11 protein-coding genes and 4 pseudogenes are annotated in these 14,299 nt (G+C 51.7%); 9 read left to right on the top strand and 6 right to left on the bottom strand.

Annotation, left to right across the window (positions count from 1 at the left end; genetic code table 11):
* The 3 genes from C7N83_RS15285 to trpC all read left to right on the top strand — a co-directional run.
* On the top strand, nt 1-196 hold a 196-nt coding region (locus C7N83_RS15285), incomplete at its 5' end, for a hypothetical protein (RefSeq protein WP_211296630.1).
* Between the two features lie 15 nt (nt 197-211).
* A complete protein-coding gene (locus C7N83_RS09685; protein ID WP_106742307.1) occupies nt 212-817 on the top strand; it encodes a trimeric intracellular cation channel family protein in 606 nt (201 codons plus the stop codon).
* 68 nt (nt 818-885) lie between these two features.
* A complete protein-coding gene (gene trpC, locus C7N83_RS09680; RefSeq protein ID WP_106742305.1) occupies nt 886-1,668 on the top strand; it encodes an indole-3-glycerol phosphate synthase TrpC in 783 nt (260 codons plus the stop codon).
* A gap of 165 nt (nt 1,669-1,833) precedes the next feature.
* Here trpC and C7N83_RS09675 read toward each other — a convergent pair whose 3' ends face one another.
* On the bottom strand, nt 1,834-2,892 hold the full coding sequence (locus C7N83_RS09675) for an NAD(P)-dependent alcohol dehydrogenase (RefSeq protein ID WP_106742304.1): 1,059 nt from the start codon (nt 2,890-2,892) through the stop codon (nt 1,834-1,836).
* A 241-nt stretch (nt 2,893-3,133) separates the two neighbouring features.
* Here C7N83_RS09675 and C7N83_RS09670 point away from each other — a divergent pair, with 241 nt between their 5' ends.
* Nucleotides 3,134-4,417 carry an alpha/beta hydrolase-fold protein gene (locus C7N83_RS09670; RefSeq protein ID WP_106742302.1) on the top strand — a complete coding sequence of 428 codons (1,284 nt, stop codon included), beginning with the start codon at nt 3,134-3,136 and terminating at the stop codon, nt 4,415-4,417.
* 91 nt (nt 4,418-4,508) lie between these two features.
* Here the strand turns inward: C7N83_RS09670 and murJ are convergent, their stop codons facing one another.
* Nucleotides 4,509-6,044 carry a murein biosynthesis integral membrane protein MurJ gene (gene murJ / locus C7N83_RS09665; RefSeq protein ID WP_106742310.1) on the bottom strand — a complete coding sequence of 512 codons (1,536 nt, stop codon included), beginning with the start codon at nt 6,042-6,044 and terminating at the stop codon, nt 4,509-4,511.
* Nucleotides 6,045-6,422: 378 nt separating this feature from the next.
* On the opposite strand from murJ, the gene C7N83_RS09660 reads away from it, so the two are divergent.
* Nucleotides 6,423-7,130, top strand: a complete 708-nt coding sequence (locus C7N83_RS09660; RefSeq protein WP_106742301.1) for a thiol:disulfide interchange protein DsbA/DsbL — start codon at nt 6,423-6,425, stop codon at nt 7,128-7,130.
* 62 nt (nt 7,131-7,192) lie between these two features.
* Here the strand turns inward: C7N83_RS09660 and C7N83_RS09655 are convergent, their stop codons facing one another.
* The 3 genes and pseudogenes from C7N83_RS09655 to bioH form a co-directional block, all read right to left on the bottom strand.
* Nucleotides 7,193-7,894, bottom strand: coding sequence for an efflux RND transporter permease subunit (locus C7N83_RS09655; RefSeq protein ID WP_281256762.1), 702 nt, complete (start codon nt 7,892-7,894; stop codon nt 7,193-7,195).
* A 376-nt stretch (nt 7,895-8,270) separates the two neighbouring features.
* Nucleotides 8,271-9,515 (bottom strand): annotated as a pseudogene (locus tag C7N83_RS16155) (surface lipoprotein assembly modifier); the annotation flags it as partial.
* A gap of 165 nt (nt 9,516-9,680) precedes the next feature.
* A pseudogene (gene bioH / locus C7N83_RS16150) lies at nt 9,681-10,412 on the bottom strand (pimeloyl-ACP methyl ester esterase BioH); the annotation flags it as partial.
* On the opposite strand from bioH, the pseudogene C7N83_RS09640 reads away from it, so the two are divergent.
* The 4 genes and pseudogenes from C7N83_RS09640 (at nt 10,411) to C7N83_RS09625 (ending at nt 13,048) form a co-directional block, all read left to right on the top strand.
* Nucleotides 10,411-11,138, top strand: a pseudogene (locus C7N83_RS09640) (ComF family protein). The pseudogenes bioH and C7N83_RS09640 overlap by 2 nt on opposite strands.
* Before the next feature lie 65 nt (nt 11,139-11,203).
* Nucleotides 11,204-11,668, top strand: a complete 465-nt coding sequence (trmL, locus tag C7N83_RS09635; protein ID WP_106742297.1) for a tRNA (uridine(34)/cytosine(34)/5-carboxymethylaminomethyluridine(34)-2'-O)-methyltransferase TrmL — start codon at nt 11,204-11,206, stop codon at nt 11,666-11,668.
* Between the two features lie 99 nt (nt 11,669-11,767).
* Nucleotides 11,768-12,616: a septal ring lytic transglycosylase RlpA family protein gene (locus C7N83_RS09630; protein ID WP_245911194.1), complete on the top strand. Its 849-nt coding sequence runs from the start codon at nt 11,768-11,770 to the stop codon at nt 12,614-12,616.
* Nucleotides 12,617-12,661: 45 nt separating this feature from the next.
* Nucleotides 12,662-13,048 (top strand): hypothetical protein, encoded by a 387-nt coding sequence (locus C7N83_RS09625; RefSeq protein ID WP_106742294.1) that lies wholly within the window; start codon nt 12,662-12,664, stop codon nt 13,046-13,048.
* Between the two features lie 582 nt (nt 13,049-13,630).
* On the opposite strand, the pseudogene C7N83_RS09620 reads toward C7N83_RS09625, so the two are convergent.
* A pseudogene (locus C7N83_RS09620) lies at nt 13,631-14,289 on the bottom strand (IS1595 family transposase).
* Nucleotides 14,290-14,299: the final 10 nt, after the last annotated feature.

Genomic DNA, 14,299 nt, shown 5'->3' with positions numbered 1-14,299 from the left:
ACCACCCCCGGATACAATACATCAAACCGCTGTTTTACAAACTAATTTTAATAACAGCAAATTCGCAGAAAATTTCCAAAACCGGTCACAACAGCCCCTCCCCCCCAATACAAAAAACCTTCTGAAACCCAAACTTTTCAGCAGCCTCGCCTCATCCCCGCCGCTTCATGCTATCATTCCGCTTTATCTGTTTTAATTATTCAACTCCCCCATGACCGCCACCGACATGATCCACCTTATCGGCACGATTGCCTTTGCCCTTTCCGGTTATCTGGTGGGGGCACGCAAGCGGCTGGACATGCTCGGCGTATGGATTTGCGCGCTGCTCACCGCTATCGGCGGCGGTTTGATTCGCGATGCCTTGGTCGGGCGTATGCCGCTGGTGTTTACCGAGTACGGCGCACTGGCCATTACCGTGCTGACCGTGCTGGCGGCGTGGCTGTTTAAAGTTCAGAATAATCAAGGCCGTGTCTTGGCTGAAGCCTTTGTCTGGGCGGATTCGCTCGGGCTGGTGGCCTTCACCATCACCGGCGCGCAAGTCGCGCTGATGTATGATTTAAACGTCTTCGGCGTGGTCATGCTCGGCTTCATCACTGCCGTCGGCGGCGGCGTGGTGCGCGATGTACTGGTGAACGATATCCCGATGATTATGCGGCAGGATTTCTACGGCACTGTTGCCGTACTCGTCGCGCTGGCCGTGTTCCTGCTCGACCGCTGGAACTGGGTCAACCCGCTGATACTCAATATCCTGCTGTTTGGCGGCTATGTGCTGCGGATGTGGGCATACAAAACCCGCCTAACGCTGCCGAAACTATAAGGCCGTCTGAAATTTTTACCCGATAAAACCCCATCAACCGATTTCCCAAACTTTTCCGAAAGCCGACCATGTCCGACATCTTAAACAAAATCCTCGCCACCAAAGCCGGAGAAGTCGCCGCGCAAAAAGCCGCCGTGTCTTTAGACGAAATGAAACAACGCGCATACTCTGCCGCGCCGGTGCGCGATTTTCTCGGCGCGATTCATGCCAAACACGCGCAAAATGTGCCTGCGATTATTGCCGAAGTAAAAAAAGCCAGCCCGAGCAAAGGCCTGATTCGTGCCGATTTCAATCCGGCGCAGATTGCCAAAGCCTATGAAAACGCAGGGGCGGCATGTTTGTCGGTATTGACCGATGAACCCTATTTCCAAGGTTCGCCCGACTATCTGCAGCAGGCGCGTGCGGCGGTATCGCTGCCGGTGTTGCGTAAGGATTTTATGATTGACGAGTATCAGGTTTACCAAGCCCGCGTTTGGGGGGCGGATGCGATTTTACTGATTGCCGCGGCCTTAGATGCCGACACGCTGGCGCGTTTGGAAGCCGTGGCACATGGATTGAAGATGACGGTGTTGCTGGAATTGCACGATGCGTCTGAGTTGGCCAAATGCAGCAATATGACCACGCCATTATGGGGCGTGAACAACCGCAACCTGCGCACCTTCGATGTCACCTTACAGCAAACGCTGGATCTACTGCCTGAATTGGACGGCAAAACGGTCGTTACCGAGAGCGGCATCCGCGACAAAGACGATGTGGACTTTATGCGCGGTCATGGCGTGAATACGTTCTTAATCGGCGAAACCTTTATGCGTGCAGACGATATTGAAGCGGAAGTGAAGAAGTTGTTTTGAGTTTTGATGTAGGGCTGGCATTCCTGCCCGTCATTTATAAATGTAATACCCATTCCCAAAATAACCTAAATAAATCAGTGACTGTATGTAGGGACGGGTTATTTTTCAGAATCGGCATAAGTATCAGAATGGTGGGCAGGGATGCCCACCCTACCTTAAAACAAATTATTTTTTCAAACTTGCCATATCAATCACAAAGCGGTATTTCACATCGCTTTTCAGCATACGCTCATAGGCTTCGTTGATATTCTGCATATCAATCATTTCCACATCCGGCAACACATTGTGTTCGCCGCAGAAATCGAGCATTTCTTGAGTTTCTTTGATACCGCCGATCATCGAAGCGGCAATTGAGCGGCGGCCTGCCAGCAGCGGCCAGGTTGAAATGGTTTCGCTCAATTCGCCGACCACACCGACCAATACCAGCGTGCCGTCGAGTGCCAGCGTCGGCAGATACGGTTTCAAATCGTGGTCGTAAGGCACGGTATCGATAATCACGTCAAACTGATTGGCTACTTCGGCTATTTGCACTTCATCAGTCGAAATCACCACATGGTTCGCACCCAAAGCATGGGCATCATCAGCTTTGTTCGGGCTACGGGAAAACAGGGTCACTTCCGCGCCCATTGCCACCGCTAGTTTGATGGCCATGTGACCCAAACCGCCCAAGCCGACAACGGCCACTTTACTGCCTTTGCCGACATTCCAATGACGCAGCGGCGAATAAGTGGTGATACCGGCGCATAACAGCGGTGCAACGGCTTTAGTGTCGAGATTTTCAGGCACGCGCAACACAAAATCCTCGCTGACTACAATCGCGGTGCTGTAACCGCCGTAGGTAATGCTGCCGTCGTGGCGGTCGTGCGAGCAGTAAGTGCCGGTGTTGCCGTTTTCGCAGTATTGTTCCAAATCGTGTTTGCACGGTTCGCACTCGCGGCAGGAATCGACCATACAGCCCACGCCAACCAAATCGCCGTCTTTATATTTGGTCACGCCGGTGCCGACATTACGCACGCGGCCGATGATTTCATGGCCGGGTACGACCGGATAAATGGAAAACTCGCCCCAGTCGCCGCGGGCAGTGTGTAAGTCGGAGTGGCATACGCCGCAATATAAAATGTCGATTTCCACATCATCGGGGCGCAAGTCGCGGCGTTCGAAGGCAAACGGAGCGAGCGGAGAAGTCGCGCTTTGGGCAGCGTAGCCGGTTACAGGAAGTGTCATGATAAATCCTTTTTCTTATTCAAACGTATTCAATTTCTGAATACATCATACGCCCAAACCTGTCTGCGTTTGAATATCAATATGCGGAATACACTGTTCCTGCTGCAAACATACCGCTGCGAGCCTGTTCAGACGGCCTTTCAAGAATATGTAGGATTATGTAAAACCCAAACGGCAAGCCTTTCAGACAGCCTGAGCGGGTTTACAATAAACCTTTTTCCATACCGATGAAAAGACTCCCATGAACCGCCGCCAATTTTTAACTGCCGCCGCCGGAATCGCCATTGCCGTGGGCGTACCCGCCTGCGCCGCTACCGGCTCGAAAGCCCGGGCACAATCGGCGGTTGCCGTGACCCGCGTTTTCGGCAACGGCATGAATCTGGTTGCCGTGGCCGTCAAATACAGCCATGCCGTTCAAGCCGCCGCTTTGCAGGCTGAGGATTTCAGCGTAAACGGATTTACCATCAGCCGGGTCTATACCAGTGATTCTGCCGATGGGAAACCTTTACCGCAAGGCCGTTACGTTATCATTGCCATCAAACCGCAAACCTTAGTCGTCAAAAACAAACCCTCCGCCGCGCAACAAGTGCAAAACACCAAGGGCAAAGGCCCGGGCACTGCGGGCGATGTCAAAGAGAGCGCCCCTTCGCTTGCCGGCCGCAATGTTGCCGTCACCGTGCAAGGCCAAAGCCTGACTGCCGCCATCTCGCTCAATGAAGCATTCGACGATTTCAAGCAGTTTGAATTTTACGATAAAGCCACCGGCAAAACCGTGCGCTACAACCTGTTTGCCCCGAAAAACCAAACGGCAGGCGAGCGTTATCCGCTGGTATTGTTTATGCACGATGCAGGCGTAACCGGCAAAAACAATGCGCCGCTTGCCGCACTCTATCAGGGCAACGGTGCGACCGCATGGGCAGAACCGGCGGCACAAGCCAAGAATCCGTGTTTCGTACTCGCCCCGCAGTTTGACGAAATCATCGCCGACGACCAATCCCAAACCTCCGATTATCTCGATGCCACTTTAAACTTAATCCGCGATTTGGAAACCCGCTACGCCATCGACCCTGCCCGCCGCTACACCACCGGCCAATCCAGCGGCGGCATGATGTCGATTGCCATGAACGTGAAATATCCCGACTTCTTCGCCGCCACCTATCTGGTTGCCTGCCAATGGAATCCTGCCGTAGTCGCACCGCTGGCGAAAAACAAAATCTGGATTACCGTATCGCAAGACGACAGCAAAGCCTATCCGGGACAAACCGCGATTGTCGAAGTATTGGCCAAACACGGCGCAAAAGTCGCACGCGGCGAATGGAACGCGCAATGGAGTGCCGCCGAATTTCAGACGGCCTTTGACAAAATGGACGCGCAACAGGCCAACATCAATTTCGTCAGCTTTGAAAAAGGCACGGTCTTTACCGAAGGCGAATCCGCAGCCGGCGCCGGCGGCCACACCAACACTTGGCAATACGCCTACAATATCGCACCGGTACGCGAATGGATTTTCCGCTGGCATAAGTAATGCCCAAATCTCAAATTAAAGTGTTCAAAAACGAATAAGCCGTCTGAAACCCACAAGGTTTCAGACGGCTTATTATCAGCAATACCCGACCTTATACCGCCCGTTTGAAATGGCGCGGTCGGAATCCCAGCAGCGCCAGCGACACAAAATACAGGCCGCCGCCGATGGCAATCAATACCGCCAACTGCGCCGCTTTCTGCCAGCCTGCCACGCCTACCCATGCAAACGGCAGGTAAGTCTGCGCCGCCCACAAACCGCCGCCCATCACCGCCAATGCGGCCAGCAATTTCGCCAGAAACACGCCCCAGCCTGCACCGGGTTGGTAAATACCGTGTTTGCGCAGCAGGTAAAACAACAAACCGGCGTTCAGACACGCGCCCAAACCGATGGCGAGTGCAAGGCCGGTGTGTTTGAGCGGGCCGACAAAGGCTAAGTTCATCAGCTGCGTGCACACCAGCGTGAAAATGGCGGTTTTCACCGGCGTTTTGATGTTTTGCCGCGCGTAAAAGCCGGGGGCGAGTACCTTAATCATAATCAGACCAATCAGGCCGAACGAGTAAGCTATCAGCGCGTGTTGCGTCATTTGCGCATCAAACAGGGTAAATTCGCGGTACATAAACAGCGTTGCGACCAATGGAAACGACAATACCGCCAAGCCCACTGCCGCTGGCAAGGTCAACAGCATGCACAGGCGCAAACCCCAGTCGAGCAGGCCGGAAAAAGCCTGACTGTCTTGACTGGCGGCGTGTTTCGATAAAGTCGGCAGCAAAATCGTGCCCAGCGCCGCACCGAGCACACCGGTCGGCAATTCCATCAGGCGGTCGGCATAATACATCCACGACACGCTGCCCGATTGCAGGAACGATGCAAAAATGGTGTTAATCACCAAGGAAATCTGCGCCACGCTCACGCCCAAAATCGCCGGTGCCATCTGTTTCATCACGCGGGTAACGGCAGGATCGGTAAAACTCAGTTTCGGCAATTTCAAAAAGCTGAGTTTCGCCAACCACGGCAATTGGAACGCCAACTGCAAAATCCCGCCGACAAACACCGCCCAAGCCAGTGCCATCACCGGCGGGTCGAAATACGGCGCGAAAAACAGCGCGAACACAATAAAGGAAATATTCAGCAAGGTCGGCGTAAAAGCCGGAATGCTGAATTTGTGGTAAGAGTTGAGAATCGAACCGACAAAAGACGACAGTGAAATCAATAAGATATACGGAAACGTAATCCGCAGCAAATCAATCGACAACTGGAATTTATCAGGGTTTTTAGCAAAACCGGGCGCAGAAACGTAAATCACCCAAGGTGCGGCCAAAATGCCGATGGCGGTCACAATCACCAATACAAAACCCAACATACCGGCCACATAGCGCACAAATTCCCGTGTGGCTTCTTCCGATTTGGTTTGCTTGTATTCCGCTAAAATCGGCACAAACGCCTGTGCAAACGCCCCTTCTGCAAATACGCGCCGCAACAGGTTGGGCAGCTTGAACGCCACAAAAAACGCGTCCGTCGCCACGCCCGCACCAAACGCACGGGCAATAATCGTGTCGCGCACAAAGCCGAGTATGCGCGACACCATAGTCAGACCGCCGACTTTGGCCAAAGCACCTAATAAATTCATAATCGTTTCATCAGTTTGAAAATTAAAACAAAATGCCCGAACCTTGACAAAGCGCCAGACTTGAATAGCGTCCGCAACCAGAGAAAGGCGGGTGTTGTGCAAAGGCCAGAGGGCCGTCTGAAACAGCATCCGACCATCATTTTAAGGAATCATTTCTGCTGATTCCAATATTTCAGACAGCCTCGGGAAAGCCGTTTATTGTACGACAGTGCAGACAGGGTCGGCTATGTTTTCCGACCAATGGTCATGCCGTTGAAGGATAAGCTTCCCGACCATCGCGATTATTTCCCGCAATGAAACCGTCTTTTTCACACCAAGCCATTCATGCACTGCCAAAAATGCTTTAAAATCACACCTGTCTTTATAGAAAGTAACATCATGAACCTGAAAAAAATCACCCTCACCACATTCACGGCTCTGGCCTTGGCAGCCTGCGGCGGCCAAGCTGAAACCAGCGTGCCAGCCGAAGGCACGGCGCAAAACACCGCTTCCGCCCCAGTTCCTGCCGCCCCCGCCGGCCTGGTAGAAGGCCAAAACTACACCGTCTTAGCGAATCCGATTCCGCCATTGCAAGCCGGCAAAGTCGAAGTAGCCGAATTTTTCGGCTACTTCTGCCCGCATTGCGCCCATTTGGAACCAGTGTTGGGCGAACACGCCAAATCATTCCAAGAAGATACCTATCTGCGTAAAGAACACGTGGTTTGGGGGCCTGAAGTGAAACCATTGGCCCGCTTGGCCGCAGCGGTAGAAATCGCCGGCGAAAAAGCTGCCGACATGCCGATTTTCGATGCCATCGTTAACCAAAAAATCAACTTGGCCGATGTGAATGTTTTGAAAACATGGCTGCCGGAACAAACCGCGTTTGACGGCAAAAAGGTCTTGGCCGCATTTGAATCGCCTGAAAGCCAAGCCCGTGCCGATAAAATGGAAGCGCTGACCAACACCTTCCAAATCAGCAGCACACCGTTGGTGATTGTCGGCGGCAAATACCAAGTGAAATTTGCCGACTGGCAATCCGGTATGAACACCGTTGATTTACTGGTGGATAAAGTACGCGAAGAACAAAAAGCTGCGCCTACGCAATAGGGTTTTTGATGATGAAAGGCCGTCTGAAAGTAAAGATGCTTTCAGACGGCCTTACTTTATTTTCACAGAGCCGCATTCCGCTTTTTCACCCACCCTCGAATCCACACAAAAAATATCGGCACGAACAGCAAACCCAACACCGTCGAGAACACCGTGCCGCCCAAGACTACCGTGCCGATGGCAACGCGGCTGCCGGCACCTGCGCCGGTACCGAGCGCCAGCGGAATCACGCCGAAGCCGAACGCGAGCGAAGTCATCAGAATCGGGGGCAGGCGCAGGCGGGCAGCTTCAGTGGCGGCCTGCCAAATGCTTTTGCCCTGTTCTTGCAATTGCACCGCGAATTCGACAATCAGAATCGCATTTTTCGCCGCCAAGCCGATGGTGGTTAAGAGGCCGACTTGGAAAAACACACCATTCGACAAACCGCGTACGGACGTAAACAACAATGCGCCCAATACGCCCAACACCGCCGAGAGCATCACGGCAAACGGCACGCTCCAGCTTTCATATAAAGCCGCCAAACACAAAAACACAAACAACACTGATAAAGCATACAGCAAAGGGGCGAGCGCACCGGCACGTTTTTCCTGCAAGGACGCGCCTGTCCATTCGATATTATAGCCGGGGGGCAATTGTTGCATCACTTCCTCCACCGCCGCCATTGCACCGCCCGAACTCACACCCTCACCTGCCGAAGCCTGCATTTCCATCACCAAGCTGCCGCCGAAGCGGATTAATTGCGGCGGCGCGATGTTCCAACGCACACTGCTGAAGAAGGCATCAGGACATTGATAAAAACACTTTTTCTGCCTATCTGTGATAAGTAAGGAGTCAGGCTGACCAAAGGAAGAGAAAATATATTTCCCAAGCAATGTCTGTCCTCATTCGATAACGCATACCTTCTGCCGTCAAACGCAGATTTTTCTTGTTACAGACACCCGAATCAAACAAAACAGGCAACCGCTTTGACCGGTATTCATCACATCAGTTAATCGTGTTCGAGACATAGCAGATAAGTGATTCTTTGTTTGGCGACAAGAATTTTAACTTATCTGCTTTTCTTTTACTGTCTCTGTTTATATGACAAGTCATTGTCAGGAAGCCTTAGGACGCATCTTCTAAGTTTACTGGCGATGCCAATCAAAATGCTTTTTCCACGCTCACAAACCATTGCGCACTCTTGCGCGAGTAAAAGCCCGGCATATTGCTTTTGATATTCAGATAGCGGAAGTTCAGGCGCGGGGTGAGGCCTTTCCAACTGATTTTTTGGTGCCATACCGCTGCCTGTGCCTGGTATTCGTGGTCTTTGCGGATATAGCCGTACACCAGCGTTTCAGGCGCATCAAAGCGGCGGCGTGCGTAGCGCAGGCTCAGGCGCGTGCCAAGACCGTTGTTAAAGGTTTTTACCGTGCCGAGGCGTTCGGACGAATCCTCTGCGCTGTGCAGATTGTCCCACTGCTTGTCCGCACCGCCGAAAAGCAGCCACGAATCGGTAGCGCGATACAGCGCGGTGGCCGACAGCAAATGGGAGAAACCGTCATAACGGGCGGCGGTACGTGCTTCCTGGTAGCGTTTTTCCGTGCGCGAGGCGTTCAACATTAATTGCCATCGCGGCGACAGGCTGCGTCTGTATTCCAGATTCGCGCCATGCAGGCGGCTGTAGCGCGAGCTGCCGAGCCAGTTTTGTTCGACAAACGGAATCACCCCCCACGATTGGCGCGCGTTTTGGTTTTTATATCCTGCTGCCACGCTCAGACTCTGTTCGCTGTAATCGTGATTGTCCCAATAATAAACGCCGTCGCCACGCAGATTCAGATGGGCAAAATGGTTGCCTCCGATATTCACATCCCGCTGCACACCCGCTCCGTAGCGGAAACCTTCGGCACTTTTCGGCAGGCTGTCGCTATTTTTCGTCCAACGCCGCCCCTGCCATTCAATGATGCGCTCGTTGGAGGCATTATTGACATTATCCGTGCGCGTGTATTGCAGTGAAATATCCGGCTGCCAAGCCTGTGCTTTTTCTGTCGTCGAACGGTAAGCCGCAGCCAACCGCCTAGTCGCAGGCGTAACTTCTGCTGCTTCCACTTCGGCCAACATCCGCTCTGCCTCGCGGTATTGCTTGTCTTCCACCAGCATCAAGCCCAAATCCAGCTTCACATAAGGCAAATCCGGATTGGTCGCCACAATCTTGCGGTAATGCTCCACCGCTTTGCCGACTTCGCCGCGCCCGCGCAACAATGCGCCTTCAGCATAAGCAATCAGCGTTTCATCGGGCGCATCCGTGGTGCGATATAGCGCCAGCAAATTTACCAGCAAATCCCAGTGTTTACCTACCAACGCCTGATTAATCAGCGGCACCAGTAATTCAGGCCGCGCCCGCAAATCCGCTTCGGTCAAAGCCGCTACCGGATTTTCTGTTTCAGACGGCTTTCCCGTTTCTGTCGGCAGTTGTGGTGCAGCCGGCGCGGTTTCGTTTTCAAAAAACAAAGGCTCCGGCACGGGAACAGGCAATACCGGCAAATTTTCGCCGTAAAGCGGCGCGGAAACCAATAAAAAGGTTTGATATACATTGACAAATTCATCGACATGGCTGAGAAACGGCGCGTAGGCAGCTTTTTCAATCAGGTGCAGGCGGCTGTCGGGCATATGGCGGTGGAGGTATTCGCCCATGCACGGCGGGGTAATGGCGTCTTTTTGGCCGAACACGAGTAACACGGGTTGCTGAATCTGCGCTAAAAACGGCCTTGCATCGGCACAGTTGACGGCATCTAAGGCCGCTTGCAGCGCTTGCGGTGCGCCGTGGCGGATTAAATCGGGCAGGATTTTATGCAAAATTGAGGCGGCATTTTGTGTGCTGAGTAATTGTAATTGTAGGAATTGTTTGATATGTTTGCCATAATCCTGCTGAAATGCGTCGACCATTTTGGCCAAAGCAGGATTGCTCAAGCCTTCGGGATAACCGGCTTCGGCGGTGAGTTTGGCAAAACTGGCAGTAAGACACAGCGATTTCACTTTATCGGGGTGGCGTGCGGCCAAATAAAGCGCAACCAAGCCGCCGAGCGACCAGCCGAGAATGTGTACCGGTTCGTCGATTCGGGCGGCATAATGGTCGGCAACGGCGGCAATATCGAATACGTCGGCAAACGGTTCGTCGCCGTGGCCGGGCAGGTTCAGCGCGTGCACTGTCCAATCGTGCGGCAAACGCGGCATGAAATCGTCGAAAATATGGCGGTTGGCCGCCCAGCCGTGAATCAGATAAACTTTTTTCGCAGAGTGTGGCATGGATTTTCTTTCTTTTTGGCGCAGGCTGAAACAACGCTTGTGGTGGCACGCCCATCGCTGCGTATTATGCCGCGATTCCGCTTCAAACGGCCTGTGTTGCAGCTGTTTGGCCGATTTAGCGGAAAACTTCACCGATGCGGCCAACAGCTGCCCTTTGTGTTTTCGGCAGGTTGTCGGCGGAGCGGTTTGCGGACAATGCCAGAAAAAACCGCCGGAATTTGAACGGATGTGGGCTTCGGTGTATTATAAAAACCGCCGGTTAGCGGCATGGTGCATCATTTCAAGCATTTGAGTGATTTGAATATGCGGCGGCCTTTGACGCATTTGATGTGCCGTCATGCTCCTGATTGGTTGGCCGGATCCGGAGTTGATTTTGTGTTGCCCATGCCTTTGAGCAAAACAAGGCGGCTTTACCGTGGCTTCAACCAGAGCGAAGAATTGGCCGAAAGCTTGGCGCGACATTACGGCTGGCAGATCTTGCCGCACCAATGGATCGAACGCAGACACAAGCCGCCGCAAAGTACACTCAAAAGAGGTGAACATTTGGCAAATGTGCGTAACGTCTTCAAGCTGAACAAACCCTTACCTAAAAATTGTAAGATATTGTTAGTTGATGATGTCGTGACTACCGGTGCAACATTAAACGAATTGGCGAAAATGCTGAAAGCATCGGGCGCAAATATGGTTTATTGTTGGTGTTTGGCGCGTTCCCAATTGAAAAGATAGCTAAAAACTTTGACACCGTCACAATGCTGTGGCAATCTTGGCCGATTGCTAAGTGACTGATTTATATGTTTACTATTGTTTTATATCAACCTGAAATCCCCCCGAATACGGGCAATATCATCCGATTGTGCGCCAATACCGGTGCAGGATTACACTTAGTCAAACCACTCGGGTTTCCGCTTGATTCCACCAAAATGAAGCGCGCGGGTTTGGATTATCATGAGTTTGCAAAATTGACTGTACACGAGAATTTTGAAGCCTGCCTGAAAGCACTTGAAGGCCGCCGCATTTTCGCCTTGACGACCAAAGGTAAAGCCCGCCCCGACAAAGCCAGTTTCCGGGCGAGCGACGTGTTTTTGTTCGGCCCCGAAACACGCGGTTTGCCCGCAGAGATTCTTGATATGCTGCCTGCAGGGCAAAAGCTCCGTTTGCCGATGCTGCCCGGCAGCCGCAGCATGAATTTATCCAATACCGTTGCCGTGATGCTGTTTGAAGCATGGCGGCAAAACGATTATCAGGGCGGCATTTGAACAGGCCGTCTGAAAGGCGTAATTTTAATTTTTTAAGTGTCGATGTTTTGGTTTAAAATATCGGCACTTTACGTGATTAACTCAAGAATGGATTTTGTTTTGACTTTAAGCCACAATACTTTATTCGCCATGCTGACGGCAGTTGCCATCGGCGTTTTCTCCATCGGTTCCACCTCGGCGCAAACCGCCAAAGGTGCGCTGTTGGCCAAACAAGCCAACAAAATTATCGTGACCGGGCAAGACACTATTGTGCGTGCTGAGAAACTGCATCCTTCCGCCAACCGCAGCTACAAAGTTGCCGGCAAACGTTACCAACCGATGACCAAACTATCGTCGTTCACTCAAAACGGCAATGCCTCATGGTATGGCGGCAAATTCCACGGACGAAAAACCGCCAGCGGCGAGCTTTACAACATGTATGCCATGACTGCCGCCCACCGCACCCTGCCGATTCCGAGTTACGCCAAAGTCACCAATACCCGTAACGGCAAAAGCGTGATTGTGCGCGTTAACGACCGGGGCCCGTTCCATGGCAACCGCGTGATGGATTTATCCAAAGCTGCCGCGCAGAAACTCGGTTTCATCAACCAAGGGACCGCCCATGTAAAAATCGAACAGATTGTGCCGGGCGTAAAATCGCAACAAGCCGCCGCACCTGAAGCCGTTACGCCGAAAAATACCGTGTCGGCCGCTATTGCCACCTTATCCCCGGTGCAAGAAATTTATGTGGATTTGAAAGTCTTCGGTACCGAGCGTGATGCACAGGCCTATATCGACCAAACTACCGGGCAGCTTGCTTCGTTTTTAACCAGCGCGAAAATGGCGGTTGAAAAACGCAGCCACGAATACGTCGTGCGCATGGGACCGTTTACCGCCCAAGAGCGTGCGGATGAAGCTGAAACCCGTGTCCGCAGTTTGACACACAGCAGCAGTGATACAGCAATTTGATTTTTCAGACGGCCTGTCGCAGGCCGTTTTTAATGGGATGCGCGCATGTTATCGTTCAGTATCTACTACATGACTTTGGCGGAATTTGAAGCCTTAAGACAACAATTCCGCCGCCAGGAAATCAATCCGCTTCACTATCAAAACGAACTGGCGCGGCGGTTGGTGGTATCAGGTTTCGACAGTGGCACGGCGGAATATATCGTCGGATTACAACAGCAGGGCAAAGCAGATACCGCTTCCATCCAGCCTAATGCATGGACGAGACATCTTGCCGTCAAAGCCGCGCTACTGTACGACAAACTGACCGAATGCGTAAACCATGTTGAACGCGAATTCCTGCGCGACATCCGCAAGGTCAATAAGCTGCTTCTCAAGCAACTGGCAAGCGAGCCTGGACAGGAATTAGCGGTGGTGTTGATGGAAGAAAATTAATCAAGTTGATAAAGCGGTAGGTATAAAAGGCTGGGATCTTGATGAAACTTTAAGATAAACCAATAAAACAGTAGCCGTATCGGGTGCCAACCCGATAATCCAGTCCTGTATATTTCAGAATATTACACTGGAAATTGAAACTCATATCCGATCTATAATGCGCCGTATATATCAGAAATCATTTGTATCCATAAACCATCCTTTTATTTAAGGTGTATTATAGAATTGAATCACCCGGCCGCCAAGGACAGACTGTCTTGGATTTGATTAGGGCGCGTGTTCTCATTTAGTCGGCGTCGCGCATTTTTAAGCAGAAAAGCGCGTATGCGGGGCGATGCTAAAAGAAGGCAGTTTTACACGTTGCGCCGGTAAAACCAGCCGGCGTGGCAAGGTGGGCTCCTTGCGCGCATTTCCAACACGGCAGACGGGGTTTTTATACCGAAAAGATGCCACATGATGAAATGAGGTACGCCCCGATATAAAACATAAGTTTGATAGATTAAAATGTGATTGATTATTAAGCAACGGTTTTGTGCGCTGAGATGATTTTAATGCGAATGAAAAGTTTGAGACTGACGTAGGTTAGCCCCAAATATCACACCAAATTCGCAAAATTTTAAGCTGCCCTTTATGGTGCGCCAAAGTTAAAACGAAACCCGCATTCTTTCCGGAATAATGGAAAAGATTTCCGGTCAATTCCATTCTATTTCCGTAGCATGCGCTTTGCCCGGTCTCAAAAGTTTTCCATCCCGTTAATGTGGTTTTGCCGTCCTACAAAATGCGTACAGTGACTGGCACGGTGACAAGTGGATTCACCCACATCAAGCACATCACGGCTTTTGCAGCAATCGGGATAAACAATGCCGTCAGGCAATGGTTTTCATTTAATAACCGACAATAGAGTATCTTTCCCTGTGTTTTCTGCAACAACGGTTAAACCTTACCCTGTCGTTTTAGAATGCCGAAAACAGCCACTTTACCTGTAACACCCCGACCGCGTTTGCCTTTGCACTGCCTGCCAAAACAACCCCCGTCTGATTCAACCGGGCCATCAAAAATTTCATCTGCCCGAAGTTCTGAACGGTAAGCGATGGCTTGGCGGATTTTACGGTAAAACAACAGGGCGGAATCAGGCCGGATACCGGGTATACCGGCAGCTGCACGGGCCGTTACTTCCGATACAGAAAATTGAAGAATTTTTTCCGTGTAGATTTGCTTGGTTTGCAATGGGTTACCTTCATTTTTTAATGT

Source organism: Neisseria iguanae, from assembly GCF_003013245.1.
In the GTDB taxonomy this organism is placed as follows: Bacteria; Pseudomonadota; Gammaproteobacteria; order Burkholderiales; family Neisseriaceae; genus Neisseria; species Neisseria iguanae.
Note: the sequence above shows the minus strand (reverse complement) of the source record. Positions and strands in the feature narration are given on the sequence as shown.